Here is a 16309-nt window from a genome sequence, read left to right as displayed (position 1 = left end):
TCTGCTCCAGGTTTGGGAGCATTCTGACATGCGGCAGCGGCGCTGACCGCGGACGTGCTGCCGTGGACTGGATCGAGCGACCCGCGTTACACGGACGGGCGACGGTCCAGGGACGCGCGGACAGCGGCAGAAGCGTGCACCCGCCCACAAGCGCGGGCTCAAAAGACGGCCGGAAAGGTTAGGAACGAGTGGTCTGCGATGCGGTTCGGCTGAAGCAGCGTTTACCGGGCGTTCGAGGGGCGCGACGCGGCGTCGTCAAGGTGGACAGCCAGAGCCGTCACTCATATCCCATGGCCGGGATGACCTTGCCGAGTGCTTCTTCGATGAACTCGCGGGTTTCGTCGTCGAATTGGTCGTTGCGGTTCGTCAGCTTGTGCGACTGAAACGTTGAAGGGGTGGCGAAGTCGTCGACGTCGAGCCGTTCGAACAGGGCGCGGCGCTGCCCGGGCCAGTCGGCTGCGAGATCTTCTGCTTTCACCTCGATGTATCGCCTGCCCGTCAGGTCGACCGTGTTCTTCCAGGTGAGCCATCGGTGGTAGACCGGCTTGAGGTATGCGAGCGCGCCGTCGACGGTGGGCGGTGCCCATGGCTGGGCCAGGTGGGATGCGAGCACTGAGACCGGGTGACGCTTGATGTGCACGATGGTCGCTTCGGGGACCAGTTCCCAGAGGAACTCCATGCACAGCAGGTTGAACGGTGTCTTCTCGCACCAGGTCGGCTTGCCCGCGTCGGCGGCTGCTCCGCCGAACATGGTGTCGATCAGGCCCCGCAAGATTCCGAGCAGTTCGCCCCGGTCGCTGAAATACCTGGGAAGTACCCGCCGGCGGCTCAGCGGCTCGAACGGCCCGGCAGGCCGGTCGGCGTTCCCGAAGCCTTCCGCGGGCGCAGGTTCGTCGTATGTGTACGCGATCAACTGCGGCCAGAGCTGTTGCACCGCGTCCCGGTAGCGCCGCTCGCCGACCAGCTCGGGAACGGTTCTGCCGCGATCGTCGCGCCGGCCCGGCACTCGTACGGTGAGGAAGTCGCTCAGTCGGTGCAGGGCGTCCTCACCGACGGTGGGGTCGTATCGATCGGTGAGCGCATCGGCCAGGTCCCGCAGGCCACCCGGGTCGATGAGGAACCGGGTCTCCATGGGAATCCGATGGATCAGCGGATGTTCGCCGATGATGTCGGCGATCCGTGACGTTCCCGAACGACCCGTACCCGCAACGAAGATCGGTGAGGGGAAAGGCATGGCGAGCAGTCAAACTCCCAGCCGACGCCTGTGCAAGCCATTTGTCCCCTTCACCCGTGCTACCGGCCGGACCCGCACCCGCCGCGCCGAGTGCGTGCTGGCGGCCCGCGTCCGGACGCTCGCGCCGCCGAACCTGGGCCGGGCCGATGGCCCGCCGCCGCGCCTCTGGCCTTCGGCCGCCAGGCGTCGGTTGCAGCCCGCCGGCGGCGCGCCATACGACGAAGCCCGGGTCGCCTGAGTAGTCAGGTAGGTCCTCGAAACAGAGTCCCCCGCTGTGCGCAACACGATAATTTTGCGATATGGGCATCACCGGGGGCATAGCATGCTTCTTCTTGGTCGTCGTCATCGTGGCGGGCATCGCGTTCTGGGCGGTGCGGCGCGGGTTCGGCCCGAAGAAGCCACCACCACCATCGGACGTTCTGGAGCCGCCGCAGCACCCGCGCGACCGTCGCTGACGCGGCGACCGACCAAACCGGGGCTTCCGAGTCTCAGCAGCAAGAACAATTGACCTCGCCGGACGGGCAGACAACCAGGATGATCCACAGCCCTGACCGATCGTCGGGGAGCGTGGTGGTTGCGGGACACGGCGACGACGGCGAGCGGTAAACGAGGACCGGGATATTCCTCCCGCTGACTAGCCAAGGCGCCGGGACGAGATGCTCTCCTGGGCCAACAGTCGCAGCGACGCGACGAGGGTCTCGCCGAGGATGGTTCCGATCACCACGCTCTCGGCGATCTGGTCGGGCTCGGTGCGGGAGGCGACCGCAGCGACCTCCAGTTCGGCGAACCGCTCAACCGCCTCTGCGTAGGAGTCCAGGAAGCTGACCAGGTGATCCTGGCCGAGCGATCGCAGAACGGAGATGGTTTCGACCAGGGTGGCGATCGCAGGTGAATCCGGCTCGACAGCCCAGCCTCGCCGTTGGAGGAGTTCTTGCACCTGCATGGCGGCGGCTGTGCGCGCGCTGTCGCCTACGGCTAGCTGCCGACTCGGGGTGACGGCCCGATGCGCCACCCCGATCCGTTCGTGCAGGGACAGGGTGTCGGAATCGAGCGCTTCCAGCACGGCTCTGACTCTGGCTACCGGAACCTGGGCCAGGTCGATCATGGCTCGGGTCAGGCGAAGTCGATTGAGGTGATGCTCGTCGTAGCTGGCCTGGTTGGGGCTGGTCAGCTCGCCGGGCGGCAGGAGGCTCTCCCGTAGGTAGTACTTGATCGTCGGTACCGCAACCCCTGACCGCCGACTCAGCTCCGCGATGCGCATCCTTGACTCCGTCTCTCCCATGATGGATAGTACCAGTATCTATAAACAGATAGCTTCACTATCCGTTGAAAGAGAAGATCATGCTCGAAGTGATTCTGGTGATCGCCTTGCTGGGCTCCCGCCTACTGGGTGCGCTCGGTGTGCGCCGGTTCGCCACCTGGGCGGCCAGCGCGGCACACGCGATGGCGGTCATGCTCGTCGTCACCGCGGTCGCGCATTTCGTTCCGCCGAGCGTCACCGTGATGCCGAATCACGCCGATCTGGTCCGGATGGTGCCGCCAGTCGTGCCGTTCGCCGATGCGATGGTCTACCTGACCGGCGTGCTGGAGCTGCTGGGCGCCGTGGGCCTGGTGTTGACCGCGACTCGCTGGGCGGCCGGGATCAGCCTTGCCGCGCTCTACGTGCTGCTGCTTCCGGCGAACGTCTACGCCGCCGTCGCCGATGTGCCGTTCAACGGGGATGAGCCGACTCCGCTGTGGCTGCGAATCCCACAGCAGGTCCTCTACGTCGTCATCGCTGTCTGGGTGGCCCGATCGGCCGACAGCACCGTGGCCCGACGCGTCCTGCGCTTGCCGCGCTCCGGCATCGCAAGATCAGCGACCGTTGCCCGATAGCCCCTCGTCAAGCTGATCTGAAGGAGTTCGCCGTGCAGACCATGGCTCTCAGTACCGAATCCCGCGTGATCGCCGGGGTGGTTCTACTCACCATCGTCACCATCCAGTTCGGCGGCTGGTTCATGACCCGGATCGCCCAGGGCGCTGCGCCGATGACCGACTTTCAGAAGTCCTTCGCGCGCGCCGGGCACGGCCATGCCGGCGTACTGGTGATCCTGAGCCTGGTCGGACTGCTCTATGTGGACGCCACGAGCCTCACCGGCGTCCTGCTGTGGATCGCCCGGTTGGGATTGCCCGTCGCCGCGATCCTGATGCCCGCCGGGTTCTTCGCCTCTTCCGCCGGCAGGAACATCACCGGACCCAACAGGTTCGTCTGGGTGCTGTGGATCGGCGCGCTCTCCCTAGCTGCGGGTGTGATCAGCCTCGGCGTCGGCCTGCTGACCGCGTGATGAGAATCCGGGTGGTCGGCGTAGATGAACTTGAGGTTCTGCGGGACATCGAGCGTGCAGCCGGACAGTGCTTCCGCGATGTCGGCATGCCGGAGATCGCCGACGACGAGCCGCTGCCGGTGGGGGTGCTGTCGGGGTATCAGCGGGCTGGTCGGGGCTGGGTGGCGGTCGATCGGGCCGATCGTCCGGTGGCGTATTTGATCACCGATCACATCGACGGGAACCTCCACGTCGAGCAGGTGTCGGTACATCCGGATCATGCGCGCCGGGGAGTGGGCCGGGCGCTGCTGGAGCATGCTGCGGATCGTGCGATGGCCGGTGGCGTGTTGGCGCTGACGTTGACCACGTTTGCCGAGGTGCCGTGGAACGGGCCGTACTACCTGCGATGTGGCTTCCGGGTCCTGGATGAGAGCCAGTGGACGCCAGGGCTCCGTGCGATCCGGCGGCGGGAAGCGGCGCATGGACTGGACCGGTGGCCGCGGGTGTGCATGCGTCGGGATTTGTGAGACTTGGCGGCGGCCCGGCGATGCGTGGTGGCGGGGCTCGTGCTTACCGGAGGCAGGGGCGGGCCAGGCTCTCGGCGCGGGCAGCGCGGCGGGGTCTCCGCCGGCACCGGTGTCGGCGGAGACCGTCTGCGTCCGCGGGTCAGGCCGTACCCCGACGAGCACGACCATCATCCCGGTGGCGATCCGGAGGCTGAAACCCTCGTCGAGTACGGCGGACAAGTGATCGACGCTGTGACGAACTAGTAGTGGTTCTCGATCGGCTGGCGCGCCTCGTCGAACAGCGCCGGTCCTTCGTACCGCACCGGGGGCAGCGGCGGGGTCGCCGGTTTGACAGCCTCGAACTGTTCGGTGGACAGGGCGTACACCACCCGGCCCAGGCCGGACCGATCGATCGCGGTCGCGCACATCGGGCAGGGCTGGCAACTGGTGAACATGGTGGTGCCGGCCGCCACGTCGGGGGCGAGTTCCCGGGCGGCCCAGCGGGCCAGCTTCAGTTCCGGGTGGGCCGTGATGTCCGAGTCGGAGACCACGGTGTTGTGGTCCTCGATCAGGACTGTGCCGTCCGCACCGACGAGCAACGAGCCGAACGGCCGTTCGCCGGACGCCCCGGCCTGGTCGGCGATTTCCACGGCACGGCGGAGAAACTTCTCGTCGTCGGGGGTCATCGGTCCTCCTGGGATTTGTGGTGTGCGGCCACGGCCGCGAGTGTCCGCCAGGCGCGTTCGGGCTGGCGGATTTCGGTCAGGTCGCCGTTGAACGGGTCGAGCACCACCGTCTCCGCGCCGAGCAGACGGATCTGATCGATGTCGGCGATGATCTGCTCGATGGTGCCGACACCGGCGAGCCGGTCTGGGGCGGTGACCGGTTCACGGGTCTCCCGGAGTGCGATGCGCGGCATCAACGGGGGCGCCGGCCGACCCAGTTCGTCGGCGATGGCCTTGAGCCGCCCGGCCGCCTCCGCCAACCATCCAGGCGTGATCCGCAGCGGGTGCCACGCGTCTCCGAGTTGTACCGCGCGACGCATGCCGGCGTCGCTGTTGCCGCCGACCCAGATCGGGATCGCTTCCGTGTCATAGTCGTCGGTGTTGGCCCAGGCGTCACGCATGGCGAGCAGGTACTCGTCGGTCAGCGCGCCGCGCCGCCGGAACGGTACGCCGAGCGCCTCGAACTCCTGCCGGGCCCAGCCGACGCCGACCCCGAGGACGAGCCGGCCGCCGCTGAGCCGGTTGAGATTCGCCGCCATCCGGGCGGTGAGCAGCGGGTGCCGGTACGGGACGATGAGCACGGTGGTGCCCAGCCGGACCCGGCGGGTCACCCCAGCCAGCCAGGACAGTGTGGTGAACGGCTCGTAGAACGGCGCAGGATACTGCTCGGCCACGTCCGGGGTCACCGCGATGTGGTCGGAGACCATCAGCAGGTCGAAGCCGAGGCCCTCGACCGTCTGCGCCCACTGTCGCAGCACCTCAGGGTCGGTGCCTGGGGCAAAGTTCGGTACGTTCACGCCAATTTGCACAGCTCTGAGGCTAGCCAGCGTGGCTCTGGCTTGTGAACACCGTGTTCCCTGCCCTTGCTGGATTTTGCCGTGAATCCGTCGGTAGATTGGTCTGATGGCCGAGAATCTTGATGCTGTCGATTGGTCCATCCTGATCGAGTTGCAGGACGACGGCCGCCTGCCGATCACCGAGCTCAGCCGCCGGGTCAAGCTGAGCGCGTCGGCCACCACCGAACGGGTGAGACGGCTGGAGGCGACCGGTGTGATCAGCGGTTACCGCGCCGAGGTGGATCTGCCCAAGGCGGGCTTCGCCGTACTCGCGGTGGTGCGGCTGAAGTACCCCGGCAGCCGGCACGAACCACTGCGCGACCTGCTGGAGCGACGGCCGGAAATTCTGGAGTGCCTGCGTACCACCGGAGACGATTGTTACGTGCTGAAGGTGGCCGCGACGTCGATGGCGCACCTCGAACAGGTCGTCAACGCACTCGCCTCGTTCGGCAGCACCACCACGAACGTGGTCTACAGCGCCACCCTGCCCTATCGCGGCCCACGCCCGGTGTAATCCGGGGGGACCGAAGCCGGTGCAAGTGTGGATAGGGTCCGGCGGTGATGATCTCCCAGCACGCGTACTTCGCGCTGAGTTCGCACCGGGTTTCGGCCGCCGAGATCACCGCGAGGCTCGGTATCGAGCCGGACGAGATCAGCGTTCGCGGCAGTCGTCACGCCAACCCTGCGAGGCCCGCCAGCCACCGGTGGAAGGTCGTGTGTCGCAGGCCGGGGTTGACGGTCGACGACCAGATCAGCCAGATCCTTGATCGGTTGTTCGCGCACGCGGAACGTCTCGGGGAACTCGCCGCCGAGTTGGAGAGCCTTGACGGAGGGCCGGGCGGAAGCATGCTGCAGGTCGTCCGGGTGTTCGAGCATCCGGACGGCGAGGAAGAAGACCTGACCACCCCGGTCGAAGGCTTGGAGAAGCTTCCCGGTCAGCACCAGTTGCTGGGCTGGCACCTTGATGCCCGGGTGTTGGAGTTTCTTCGCCTGACGCGAGCAGAGCTTGACGTGGACGAGTACGCCTATGGCTGAGGCCGGTCACCCACATCGACGGCAGCGCTTCCGCCCCTCAGAGGTCGTCCGGCCACCCGATGACGCGCTCGGTGCGGACGCCTCGAAGGTTGGCCCCGTCCCACCGGGCTTCACTGACATCCGTGCGCCCGTACTCCGGATCGTGAGTCCGAACGTCGCTGAAACTCGCGTAGGACAGATCCGTGTCACGCAGGTCGGCATCCCGAAGATCGCAGCCAGCAAAACTGGCACCTCGGAGGGAGGCACCCCGCAGGTCGGCGCCGCGAAAGTCGCACAACTTGAAAGAGTGCCTGTCAAGGGTGCGGTGCCGAAGATCGCGGCCTGCGAACGACTGTCTCGTCGCACCGGGCAGGATGCTCATCGGCGAACCGTAGCGCGATCGTCCGGTGCCGAACCATCGACTTGATACCGCCTACTCCTGCGGCCCGGCGTTGTCGAGACTCGCGTTCAGGAGAACCTCTCGGTCGTCACGGGTATCAAGCCGTGCTGACGCAGCACGTTCGTCAAGTCGTACAGGGTCGATCCCAGCGCCTGCGAGGCGTTGGATCCCAACAGGACGGTGAGGTCGAGGGACCAGGCAAGCCCTCGACCGACTCTGCGCACGTCCCAGGTGAACCGGTCGCCGTCCTTGTCCAGGGCACCGGCGACGACTGATCCCGGTGCAGGAGCAGCGCCGTCGACCGCAGGCTGCCAGACCGCCCTGAGGCTCGCCACCTGCTCCTCCCGGAGATCCTTGGCGAAGAGGACGCGGTAGACGCGCCGTTCCTGGAAACCGGTGGGTGGCTGCGCGGGACCGAGTCGCAGCGGCGGAACGTTCGGGAACGGTTGGTGGTCGCGGAAGTAGGTACGCAGCACTGCTTCGACAGGTAGTTGCCCGCCACCCAGCTTGCGGTGGACATCTTCGGCAGTGCTGCGAGAGGTGGGAACAACCCTCGCCAGCAAGGCCGGATCGGTGCGCATGGCGCGGCTGAAAGAAGCGGAACTCCACCAGCCGTCACCCGAAGGCGTCCAGCCCGCGCTGTCCAGCCCCGCCGCCGAGAAATCGTGGTGACGGGTGAACTCCTCGACCACGATTCCCTCCACCTCACCAGTCGGATCGCGGTCGCCCGGCTTCGTCAGGAGCAGGTAGTAGTCGAGCGGAGGTCGGGGCTCGGATACCTCGGCCACCGTCGTCCCAGGTTCTGCGCCAAGCTGCCCGACAGCCATCAGTGACCTCCTTCTGCGGGATCCCGAGCAACCGTAGCGAGGGAGGGCGCGGTAGGCCGGTTAGCATCCGGACTCGACGTGAGGAGTCCACATGAATTCCACCGCCCAGACTCGGTTCGGCATGGTCGGCAGCGGCTGGCGGGGCGAGTTCTTCCTACGTCTGGCTCGGCTGCTGCCGGAGCGGTTCCGCGCGACCGGGGTGGTCACGCGTACCGAATCGCGCGGTGACGCCGTGACGGCCGAGTGGGGCGTGCGGACCTTCCGCACGACGGCCGAGCTGCTCGCCCACGAGCGGCCGGACTTCGTCATCGTTTCGGTGCCCTGGTCGGTGACGCCCGACGCGACCCGCGAGCTGGTCGCCGCTGGTGTGCCGGTGCTCGCCGAGACGCCGCCCGCGCCCGACCTCGCGGGGCTGCGGTCGCTCTGGTCCGACGTCGGGGACAGCGGCCTGGTGCAGGTCGCCGAGCAGTACCTGCTGATGCCCGGGCACGCTGCCCGCCTGGAGCTGGTCCGCGCCGGGCTGCTCGGCGAGCCGACCTCCGTGCAGATCTCCTCGACGCACCTGTACCACGCGGTCTCGCTGATCCGTGGCCTGCTCGGCGTCGGGTACGACGCCGCCGAGGTCAGCGCGCGGGCCTTCGTCGCGCCGCTGGCCAACCCGCTGTCGCCCGCCGGCTGGAGCGGCGACGCCACCCCGCAGCAGCTCACCACCACCCTCGCGACCATCGACTTCGGCGGGCGGATGGGGCTGTACGACTTCACCGACAACCAGTGGTGGAACCCGTTGCGCACCCGCCGGTTGGTCGTGCGGGGTTCGCTCGGTGAGTTGGTGGACGATCGGGTCGTCCGGCTGGTCGACCCGACCACGCCGGTCGAGTCGTCCCTGGTGCGGCGGCAGACCGGCATCGACCTGAACCTGGAAGGGCTCGACCTGAAGCACATCAGCTTCGAGGGCGGCGTGGTCTACCGCAATCCGTTCGTCGGCAGCGGAATGTCCGACGACGACATCGCCGTGGCCGACATCATGGCTCGCGCCGGCGCTTGGGCGCGGGAGGAGGGCCCGGCGCCGTATTCCCTGGCCGAGGCGTGCCAGGACCACCTGATCAGCCTCGCCATCGAGGAATCGGTACGCACCGGCCGGCCGGTCGCCACCGGGCGGGAGGCGTGGGCGCGGTAGGCCTGCGGTAACAGTCTCGGAGCAGGACGAGATGTGATCGGGACGTGCAGATCCCGTGGAGGTCGATTGCTGACCGTTGTCGCCCCGGAAGCCATCCACCTAGCGTTGTGAGACAGCGCAAGGAAAACGGGGGCGGGCGACATGAGTTTCCAGGAATGGGTACGCACATTTGAGGCCAATGCCGAGCGGCGCCGGCTTGAATCGGACCCACCGTGGGATGCGGGGCACCCGCTGGACCGAGCCCTGATTCGGAGCCTGCAGAGATTTCAGGCCGGCGAAGATGGCGACGGCGCGAACCTCATCGGCAAGAGCGAACGTGCCGGCGACCCGGACTATCTGGTGGCCGTCCGGATGTTCGTCGCCGAGGAGCAGAACCACGCCCGGCTCCTCAAGCATCTGCTGGTCAGTACGGGCGCGTCGATCATCGACGGACACTGGAGCGACCGCGTGTTCGTGGCGCTGCGGCGCGCACTGGGCCTGCGGCTGGAGCTGATGACGCTGATGGTCGCTGAGGTAGTGGCGTTGCGCTACTACCGAGCGGTACGCGACGGCACCGCTGACCCGTTGCTGACGGATGTTGGTGGCCGGATCCTGGCTGACGAGCAGTCGCACGTGCCGTTCCACATCCAACGGCTGCGCGGGGGATTCGCCTCGGTCGGACGACCGGCCCGGGCAGCGGTGGCAGTCGGCTGGTGGGCACTACTGCTCGGCGCGGCCTGTGTGGTCGGGTACGGCCACGGCTCGGCACTACGTGTGCTCGGCGTTGGCCGGCTTCGGTTCATCGCCGAGACCGTGGCGCTCTTCCGGCCGGTCGTGCGCGACGTACTGATCGATCCCGTTCGGGACGATCTGGAGCTGGCGGCGTACCCGCCGGTCGGCGGCCCGACCGACCCGGACGCGTGGTCCGGGCCGGCCGCCCCCCGTGGCGCGTGAACCGTCTTACGACGCCCCCGGCGATGCCCGTCGGTCAGGTGCGGATGTTGGGCAGATTGACCCCGCAGGTGCGTTCGATGAACTCACCCGCGCGGCGTCCGCTCGCCTGCACAGCCGCCGTGTCCGGCGGGGAGGCGTCCGCGGCGGACGCGTGTTCGTGCTCGTGCGCAGTCGTACCCGCGTCGTGCTCGTGGGCAGCCGTGCCCCCGTCGTGCTCGGCTGTCTCCGGGCTCGACCCGGTCGTGCCGTGGTCGTGCGCGGTGGCAGGCTCGTGGTGACCCCCCAGTGCACCGGCGAGCCGTTCCAGGTCCGGGGTCAGCTCCCGTGGTGCGGAGCGGATCAGGCCGGTCATCGCCTCGACCCGCTGATCACCGGTGATTTCGCCCTGGTTGGCCAGGGCGAAGTTCTGCGCCTCGGCGCAGAACTGGCTCCGACCTGACCAGTCCGAGGGCAGCTCTGGCCGGGACAGCCACCAGCCGCCCAGTGCGACGGCGGCCACCGCGGCCACCGCCCCACCGGAGAACAGCAGGCGACCCTTAGACGTTGTCATTGATCGCGTTGATGTCATGGGTGTCGAAGTTCTTGGGCCAGATATCGCTACGCATACAGGAGTTGTTGTCCGTGTCGGCGGCTTTCGAGCGGTGGCCCAGCGAGCCGGTGTGCCCGAGCTCGTGGCAGCCGAGGCTCTGCCAGGAGGCCGTGGACTTGCCGCTCATCGTCCGAGTGTTGAACTTGACGTCGTATTGGTCGCACAGTCCGTTCCACCAGTTGGTGTCGGTGCAGCGCGTCTGGCCGTACCAGGAGTTGGAGTACGACTTGTCGTAGACGTGGATGTCCCCGCCGCCGGCCGAGGTGTTGATCTGCGAACGGTCGAGCTGCGCCCGCCCGTGCGAGACCGCCGCCTTGCCGGCGGTGGTCAACGAGTTCGACTCCACCGCCTGTTCCTTGTTGTCCGGCTTGCCGCTGTTGGCCTTGCCTCCGTGTCCGGCCACGGCCGGTGGCGCGAACGCCACCACGGCGATCAGCGTGGCACCCAGGACCATCGTCGTTCGCTTCATTCCCCACTCTCCTCGGGAGGCAGCGGCAGCTCCGCGGTCGGCACCGACTCGGTCAACGTGCCTGCGGCGACCTGCCCGCTCGCCGCGACGACCGTGTTGTTCAGGAACGACGGCCCCATCGTGGTGATTGACGTGGCGAGCTCGGTCTCCACGTTGCTCGGCCGGAGCGCGCCGTCGACCACCAGCGCCCGCCCGTCGGAGCTGGCGAGCTGGTAGGTGTACGGGTCGCTGACGCCGGCGGCGCGGCGCAGGAAGAAGTAGCCGGTGTCGCCCACCTCACTCCACGCCACGTTGTTGGAGACGTAGCCGCGGCCCTCCTCGTCCCAGCCCTCCTCCTCGAGCGTGATGGACGCCGGGATGATCAACCCCTTCGGGTTGTGCAGGATGTCGGACCGGCTGATCGTCACCGTTCGCAGCCGAACGTCACCGCCAACCGCTGCCGGGTCCTCGTCCGTGCTGGCGAGCCGGCCGGGCTCCACCGAGGTGACCGTGCCGTAGACCACCAGGTGTGAGGTGGCCGTCATCTGCTCGACGGTCTGGAAGTCGTACATCTCCTTGCCGAAGGCCAGCGACTCGGGTCGCGCGTCGTAGCGCACGCCGGGGTCGGCCCGACCGATACCTGCGGCCGCCACGAGCGCGGTCACCGCGACCGCGCCCGCCGCCGCCAGGCCCAGCCGGCGTAGGCCGGGCCGCCTGAGTTTCTCCACTCGCAGTTCTCCCTCTTCGAGGTGACGTGCGGCCGGTGTCGACCGCGCGTCCCAACCGGACGGCCACAGGACCGCCGGGTCGGGATGGGAGTCACGATCCACAGCCATGTATGCAGGCAGCTTGCAACCGGCTTGCAGACAGTCCATTGCAGACCGTCATACTCGCCGACGGGGAGGTGGGTCGATGGAGTTCCGTGTGTTGGGCTCGGTTGAGGCGTGGACGCACGGTGTCCGGGTCGACCTCGGTGGGCGCCAGCCCCGACTCGTTCTCGCGGTGCTGCTGCTGGAGCCGGACCGAGTGGTGGCGGTAGACCGACTGATCGACCTGGTGTGGGGTCAGGCGCCGCCACGCAGTGCCCGGGGCACCGTGCAGGCGCTGGTCTCGCGGCTGCGCACCGCGTTGCGGCGGGCGGGGGCGCCGGTGGAGCTGATCGGCCGCGAGCCCGGCTACCTGCTCCGGGTCGACCCACTGGCGGTCGACGCGCACCAGTTCACCGCACTGATCGCGCAGGCCCGGACGGCCGGCGACGACATCGCCGTGGATCTGTTCGATCAGGCGCTGGCTCTGTGGCGGGGGGAGCCGCTCGCCGGCGTGGCCGACGAGCAGGTGCGGCACCGGCTGTGCGCCGGCCTGCGCGAGGCCCGCTGGGCGGCAGTGGAGGAGCGGGCCGAGGTGCTGCTGCGGCGGGGGCGTTCCCGGCAGGTCGCCGACGAGTTGACCGACGCGGTGGTCCGGCAACCCGGCCGCCAGCGGCTGGTCGGTCAGCTCATGCTCGCCCTGTACCGGGAGGGTCGCGCCGACCGGGCGCTGACCACCTACCGACAGGTACGCGATCGCCTCGCCGACGAGTTCGGCCTCGACCCGGCCCCGGCACTGCGCCGCCTTGAGGAACGGATCCTGCGCGCCGACCCGGCGCTGGGGCCGCCCGTTGACGTCGCCGTACCGCTCGGAGGAGCCGGTTCCGTGCCGGTCCGCCCCGCCGGGCTGCCGCACAGCAGCACGACCCTCACCGGCCGGGACGCCGAGTTGGCCCGGCTCGACGCCGGGTTGGCCGAGCCAGCCGCCGGCACCCGGGTCTGGGTGATCAGCGGCACCGCCGGGGTGGGCAAGACCGCCCTCGCGGTGCACTGGGCGCAACGGGTCCGCGCGGCGTTTCCGGACGGGCAGCTCCACCTGGACCTGCGGGGCTTCGACGCCGACCGAGATCCGGTGCCGCCGGAAACGGCGCTCACCCACCTGCTGACAGTGCTCGGGGTCGACCCGAGGGCGGTGCCGGACGGGTTGGACAGCCGAGCGGCACTGCTCCGCTCGTTGCTGGACGGCCGGGACGTGCTGCTGGTGCTGGACAATGCCCGCCACGCCGACCAGGTGCTGCCGCTGATCCCGTCCTGCGGCACCGTACTGGTCACCAGCCGGCACCGCCTCGGCGAGCTGGTGGTCCGAGCCGACGCCCGACCGCTCCCGCTGGACGTGCTCACCCCGGTGGAGTCGGTACGCCTGCTGGCGACGCTGCTGGGTGAGGCGGCCGTGCAGACCGATGCGACTGCGGCAGCCGAGCTGGCCCGGCTCTGCGGTCACCTGCCGCTGGCACTTCGCATTGCCGCTGCCAATGTCCAGGCGGCGGGAAAACCGGATATCGCCGGTCTGGTCCGCGAGCTGACCGACGGGGACCCGTTGGCTGGGCTCACCGTCGACGGCGCCGAGGAGGGCGCGGTCACGAAGGCGTTCGCCCTGTCGTACCGGGTGTTGCCGGAGCCGCAGCGGGAGCTGTTCCGCCGCCTCGCTCTGGTACCCGGGCCGAGCGTCACCGCCGGCCCGGCGGGCGCGGTCGCCGGCGTGCCGGTGGCCACCGCCACCCAGCGGCTGCGTGCGTTGGCCGCCGCGCACCTGCTGGAACGGCAGCCGGGGGAGCGCTACCGCTTCCACGACCTGCTGCGTCGCTACGCCATGGACCGGGTCACCGGGGAGGAGGACGAGGCCGCCCAGGAAGAGGCCCTGCGGCGGCTGCTCGACCACTACCTGGACACGGCGGACGCCGCGGGCCGCCGGATCATCCCGCACTTCGTGCGGCTGCCGCGACCGGTGGCCGTGGATCCCTTCCCGGACAACGACGCGGCCCTGGCCTGGCTGGATGCCGAGTCGGCGAACCTCACCGCGGCGGTGGAGCAGGCTGCCCGGCGCGGTCCCCGCCGGTACGCCTGGCACCTCACCGACGCGCTGCGCGCCTACTTCCACCAGCGGGGTCGGCGGGAGGAATGGCTGACCGCGGCCACGGTGGCGCTGGCCGCGGCCCAGGCCGAGGGCGACGCCCGCGCCCAGGCCGCGATGCACCAGAGCATCGCGCTCGTGCAGGTCAACAGCGGCCGGTACGAGGAGGCTCGCGACCATCTGCTCGACGGGCTGCGGTGCACTGACGCGGACTGCTGGGAGGAGGGACGAACCGGAATCCTCAACAACCTCAGCGCGGTGCACCAGCGACTCGGCGACCCGCAGGCGGCGATCGACTGTGCCCGCCTCTCGTTGGCGCTCAGCCGCCGATCGGGCAACGACGGCGGGGAGGCGATGTCCCTGGCCAACCTCGGGTTTTCACACTGGCAGCTCGGCGCGTTCGCGGAGGCGGACGCCCACTTCCGGGCCGCCCTGGAACGCGGTGAGCGGGCCGGCGCGCACTACAACGTGGCCGTGCTCCTGGTCGACCTGGCCAACGTGCGCCGGGATCGGGGAGACCAGCGCGGCGCCGATGATCTCTACGCCCGGGCGCTCACCGCCAATCAGGACCTCGGCTACCGCTACGGCGAGGCGACCGCTCTGGCCGGCCGGGCAGTGCTCTGGTGCGGCACGGATCGAGCGGAGTTGGCCCGTGCCGACGCCGAGCGGGCGGTGGCCCTGACCCGGGAGATCGGCGATGCGGGAACCGAGGCATGGGCGGCGGACGCACTGGGGCGGGTGCTGCTGGCGCTGGGGCACGCGGGCGAGGCGGCCGAGCAGCATGCCCGAGCGCTCGAACTGGCACGGCGTACGAGGTTCTGCTGGTGCGAGGCGACGACCCTGACCGGCCTCGCCGCCGCCGAGTTGGCCGGGGGCGACCCGGAGGCCGCCGGGCGGCACGGCCGGGCCGCGTTGACCCTGGCCGCCCGCTCCGGATACCGGCCGATCGAGATCCGGGTGTCCCGCGTCCTCGCCCGTGTCGCCGAGCAGTCCGGAGACGCCGTCGAGGCACTGCGGCTGGACGGCCGGGCGGCGCGGTTGGCAGGGGAGACCGGGTACGCGCCGCCGGACTGCTCAGCTCCGCAGCCGCACCGGTAGCGGGGCCGGTCATTGGGCCGGCCCCGCCGCAGGCGTTACGGCCTCCAGGAACCGGCGGTCTCGAACTCGTGCTGGTACTCCAGCACGCCGTTGGTGCCCGACACGTCGAACACCACGGTGCCGGTGCGCTTGGTGCCGGCGGCCAGGCCGTTGCCCGCCGACATGGACTTGCCGCAGCCGGAGAAGATGCCGGCGATCGCATTGGTCTCGGTGCCGTCGGCGGCGACCCACTGGAAGTAGAGCGGGTTCGCCGAACCGGTGCCCTTGGTGACCGTCACGGTCACGTCGGCGATCACGTACATGCCGTTGTCGGGCTTGAGTCCGTAGGACGCGCAGGGCTTGGTGGCGGTGCTGAACTTCGTCACGGTGACCTCGACGGTGCCGTCGTCGCCATCGATGACCAGGGTTTCCCCGGCCGACATGTTCCGGGTGTCGTCGTCGGTCGAGGGCGGGTTCGACGAGGGGGCGGTTCTCGGCGACTGCCCGACGCCCCGGGTCACGCCGGGGGTGGGCAGCGCCTCGGTCACCTCGTTGGCGGCCCGGTTCGCGCCGATGACCACGGCCACGATGCCGCCGGCGCAGCACAGCAGGGTGAGCACGGCCGCGGTCACCGCGACGATCACCACGGTCTTCTTGGACTTCTTCGCTGGCGCGGGCGGCGGCATGGTGAGCGGATGGCCCGGGCCGCCGGGCGGCGGGTACGCGCCGCCGCCAGCCGCCGGGTACGCGCCGCCCGAGAACGGCGGCTGCGGCCAGGGCTGGTCGGGCGAGGCCGGGTAGGGCGTGCTGGCATAGGGCGGCTGCGGCGCGGCGGCGTACGGGGGTTGCGGTGCGTTGGCGTACGGGGGCTGCGGCACGGTCGGTGGCGCCCACTGATCCGGTACGCCCGGCTGCGACACCCCGGACACCGGCATCCCGGACACCGGCGGCTGCGGCGCGTTCGCCGCCGCCGACCACGGGTTGGCCGGCACGGGTGCCTGCGGGACCGTCGGGTCGGCGGCGGACTGCGGCTGCGATGTCGCCGGGAACCGCTGGGTCGGCGGCTCCGGGCTCGGCTGCTGAGGGTCCTGCGGCCCGACGGGGGGCTGGGGGTGGGTCACCGTACTCCTAGACACTTCGGTACGTGCGGTTCGGGAACTCGCCGACGCTACCGTGTGTCGCGTACCGCCCGGTCGCCGCTCCGGACCCCGTCCCACGCTGCCGTCGGATGGGCGGCAGAGCAGCCGACCGACCACCATGGACGGTGCCGGGCCGGGATGCCCGACGGATGGACGTGTGGCAC

General features: G+C 69.6%; 20 protein-coding genes. 10 read left to right on the top strand and 10 right to left on the bottom strand.

Going from position 1 to position 16309, the window contains the following annotated elements:
• Positions 1-277: 277 nt before the first annotated feature.
• Entirely contained in the window at positions 278-934 is a 657-nt protein-coding gene (locus OG990_RS25925) for a sulfotransferase family protein (protein WP_406077454.1), read from the bottom strand.
• Between OG990_RS25925 and OG990_RS25920 the strand changes: the two genes are divergently transcribed.
• Positions 929-1183 carry a hypothetical protein gene (locus OG990_RS25920; RefSeq protein ID WP_406077453.1) on the top strand — a complete coding sequence of 85 codons (255 nt, stop codon included), beginning with the start codon at positions 929-931 and terminating at the stop codon, positions 1181-1183. The genes OG990_RS25925 and OG990_RS25920 overlap by 6 nt on opposite strands.
• Before the next feature lie 383 nt (positions 1184-1566).
• Complete coding sequence (locus OG990_RS25915) at positions 1567-1689, top strand: hypothetical protein (protein WP_406077452.1); 123 nt, start codon at positions 1567-1569, stop codon at positions 1687-1689.
• 179 nt (positions 1690-1868) lie between these two features.
• Here the strand turns inward: OG990_RS25915 and OG990_RS25910 are convergent, their stop codons facing one another.
• The gene (locus OG990_RS25910; protein WP_406077450.1) at positions 1869-2495 is read right to left on the bottom strand and encodes a MerR family transcriptional regulator; all 627 of its coding nucleotides are present in this window, start codon (positions 2493-2495) and stop codon (positions 1869-1871) included.
• An 80-nt stretch (positions 2496-2575) separates the two neighbouring features.
• Here OG990_RS25910 and OG990_RS25905 point away from each other — a divergent pair, with 80 nt between their 5' ends.
• From OG990_RS25905 to OG990_RS25895, 3 genes are all read left to right on the top strand, one after another.
• Positions 2576-3109, top strand: coding sequence for a hypothetical protein (locus OG990_RS25905; RefSeq protein ID WP_406077449.1), 534 nt, complete (start codon positions 2576-2578; stop codon positions 3107-3109).
• A gap of 65 nt (positions 3110-3174) precedes the next feature.
• A complete protein-coding gene (locus OG990_RS25900; protein WP_355602307.1) occupies positions 3175-3558 on the top strand; it encodes a hypothetical protein in 384 nt (127 codons plus the stop codon).
• A gap of 11 nt (positions 3559-3569) precedes the next feature.
• Positions 3570-4064, top strand: a complete 495-nt coding sequence (locus OG990_RS25895) for a GNAT family N-acetyltransferase (RefSeq protein ID WP_406077448.1) — start codon at positions 3570-3572, stop codon at positions 4062-4064.
• A 239-nt stretch (positions 4065-4303) separates the two neighbouring features.
• Here the strand turns inward: OG990_RS25895 and OG990_RS25890 are convergent, their stop codons facing one another.
• Both OG990_RS25890 and OG990_RS25885 read right to left on the bottom strand, forming a co-directional pair.
• On the bottom strand, positions 4304-4729 hold the full coding sequence (locus OG990_RS25890) for a nucleoside deaminase (protein WP_355602311.1): 426 nt from the start codon (positions 4727-4729) through the stop codon (positions 4304-4306).
• Positions 4726-5577 (bottom strand): TIGR03619 family F420-dependent LLM class oxidoreductase, encoded by an 852-nt coding sequence (locus tag OG990_RS25885; RefSeq protein WP_406077447.1) that lies wholly within the window; start codon positions 5575-5577, stop codon positions 4726-4728. The genes OG990_RS25890 and OG990_RS25885 overlap by 4 nt, the downstream gene beginning before the upstream one ends.
• A gap of 94 nt (positions 5578-5671) precedes the next feature.
• Here OG990_RS25885 and OG990_RS25880 point away from each other — a divergent pair, with 94 nt between their 5' ends.
• The gene (locus OG990_RS25880) at positions 5672-6118 is read left to right on the top strand and encodes an Lrp/AsnC family transcriptional regulator (RefSeq protein ID WP_406077446.1); all 447 of its coding nucleotides are present in this window, start codon (positions 5672-5674) and stop codon (positions 6116-6118) included.
• A 47-nt stretch (positions 6119-6165) separates the two neighbouring features.
• Positions 6166-6639, top strand: a complete 474-nt coding sequence (locus tag OG990_RS25875) for a DUF4279 domain-containing protein (protein ID WP_406081882.1) — start codon at positions 6166-6168, stop codon at positions 6637-6639.
• Positions 6640-6676: 37 nt separating this feature from the next.
• Here OG990_RS25875 and OG990_RS25870 read toward each other — a convergent pair whose 3' ends face one another.
• On the bottom strand, positions 6677-7000 hold the full coding sequence (locus OG990_RS25870; protein ID WP_406077445.1) for a pentapeptide repeat-containing protein: 324 nt from the start codon (positions 6998-7000) through the stop codon (positions 6677-6679).
• A gap of 86 nt (positions 7001-7086) precedes the next feature.
• Entirely contained in the window at positions 7087-7845 is a 759-nt protein-coding gene (locus tag OG990_RS25865; RefSeq protein ID WP_406077443.1) for a hypothetical protein, read from the bottom strand.
• Positions 7846-7936: 91 nt separating this feature from the next.
• Here OG990_RS25865 and OG990_RS25860 point away from each other — a divergent pair, with 91 nt between their 5' ends.
• Positions 7937-9022: a Gfo/Idh/MocA family protein gene (locus OG990_RS25860; RefSeq protein WP_406077442.1), complete on the top strand. Its 1086-nt coding sequence runs from the start codon at positions 7937-7939 to the stop codon at positions 9020-9022.
• 141 nt (positions 9023-9163) lie between these two features.
• Positions 9164-9955, top strand: coding sequence for a ferritin-like domain-containing protein (locus OG990_RS25855; protein WP_406077441.1), 792 nt, complete (start codon positions 9164-9166; stop codon positions 9953-9955).
• A gap of 34 nt (positions 9956-9989) precedes the next feature.
• Here the strand turns inward: OG990_RS25855 and OG990_RS25850 are convergent, their stop codons facing one another.
• The 3 genes from OG990_RS25850 to OG990_RS25840 are packed head-to-tail and all read right to left on the bottom strand — an operon-like array spanning position 9990 to position 11720.
• Positions 9990-10505 carry a hypothetical protein gene (locus OG990_RS25850; protein ID WP_406077440.1) on the bottom strand — a complete coding sequence of 172 codons (516 nt, stop codon included), beginning with the start codon at positions 10503-10505 and terminating at the stop codon, positions 9990-9992.
• Positions 10492-11013 carry a hypothetical protein gene (locus OG990_RS25845; RefSeq protein WP_355602329.1) on the bottom strand — a complete coding sequence of 174 codons (522 nt, stop codon included), beginning with the start codon at positions 11011-11013 and terminating at the stop codon, positions 10492-10494. Before OG990_RS25845 ends, OG990_RS25850 begins: the two co-directional genes overlap by 14 nt.
• The gene (locus OG990_RS25840) at positions 11010-11720 is read right to left on the bottom strand and encodes a hypothetical protein (RefSeq protein ID WP_406077439.1); all 711 of its coding nucleotides are present in this window, start codon (positions 11718-11720) and stop codon (positions 11010-11012) included. Before OG990_RS25840 ends, OG990_RS25845 begins: the two co-directional genes overlap by 4 nt.
• Positions 11721-11904: 184 nt before the next feature.
• Here OG990_RS25840 and OG990_RS25835 point away from each other — a divergent pair, with 184 nt between their 5' ends.
• Positions 11905-15027 carry an AfsR/SARP family transcriptional regulator gene (locus OG990_RS25835; RefSeq protein ID WP_406077438.1) on the top strand — a complete coding sequence of 1041 codons (3123 nt, stop codon included), beginning with the start codon at positions 11905-11907 and terminating at the stop codon, positions 15025-15027.
• 35 nt (positions 15028-15062) lie between these two features.
• On the opposite strand, the gene OG990_RS25830 is transcribed toward OG990_RS25835, so the two are convergent.
• On the bottom strand, positions 15063-16127 hold the full coding sequence (locus OG990_RS25830; protein WP_406077437.1) for a hypothetical protein: 1065 nt from the start codon (positions 16125-16127) through the stop codon (positions 15063-15065).
• Between the last annotated feature and the right edge of the window lie 182 nt (positions 16128-16309).

It is taken from the genome of Micromonospora sp. NBC_00858, from assembly GCF_045207365.1.
Lineage (GTDB): Bacteria > Actinomycetota > Actinomycetes > Mycobacteriales > Micromonosporaceae > Micromonospora.
Note: the sequence above shows the minus strand (reverse complement) of the source record. Positions and strands in the feature narration are given on the sequence as shown.

Excerpts from the sequence above, each read along its gene's own strand:
- OG990_RS25845 (WP_355602329.1), bottom strand. The coding sequence starts at position 11,013 with ATGAAGCGAACGACGATGGTCCTGGGTGCCACGCTGATCGCCGTGGTG.
- OG990_RS25850 (WP_406077440.1), bottom strand. The coding sequence starts at position 10,505 with ATGACAACGTCTAAGGGTCGCCTGCTGTTCTCCGGTGGGGCGGTGGCC.
- OG990_RS25905 (WP_406077449.1), top strand. The coding sequence starts at position 2,576 with ATGCTCGAAGTGATTCTGGTGATCGCCTTGCTGGGCTCCCGCCTACTG.
- OG990_RS25835 (WP_406077438.1), top strand. The coding sequence starts at position 11,905 with ATGGAGTTCCGTGTGTTGGGCTCGGTTGAGGCGTGGACGCACGGTGTC.
- OG990_RS25855 (WP_406077441.1), top strand. The coding sequence starts at position 9,164 with ATGAGTTTCCAGGAATGGGTACGCACATTTGAGGCCAATGCCGAGCGG.
- OG990_RS25890 (WP_355602311.1), bottom strand. The coding sequence starts at position 4,729 with ATGACCCCCGACGACGAGAAGTTTCTCCGCCGTGCCGTGGAAATCGCC.
- OG990_RS25870 (WP_406077445.1), bottom strand. The coding sequence starts at position 7,000 with ATGAGCATCCTGCCCGGTGCGACGAGACAGTCGTTCGCAGGCCGCGAT.
- OG990_RS25880 (WP_406077446.1), top strand. The coding sequence starts at position 5,672 with ATGGCCGAGAATCTTGATGCTGTCGATTGGTCCATCCTGATCGAGTTG.
- OG990_RS25865 (WP_406077443.1), bottom strand. The coding sequence starts at position 7,845 with ATGGCTGTCGGGCAGCTTGGCGCAGAACCTGGGACGACGGTGGCCGAG.
- OG990_RS25875 (WP_406081882.1), top strand. The coding sequence starts at position 6,166 with ATGATCTCCCAGCACGCGTACTTCGCGCTGAGTTCGCACCGGGTTTCG.
- OG990_RS25910 (WP_406077450.1), bottom strand. The coding sequence starts at position 2,495 with ATGCGCATCGCGGAGCTGAGTCGGCGGTCAGGGGTTGCGGTACCGACG.
- OG990_RS25860 (WP_406077442.1), top strand. The coding sequence starts at position 7,937 with ATGAATTCCACCGCCCAGACTCGGTTCGGCATGGTCGGCAGCGGCTGG.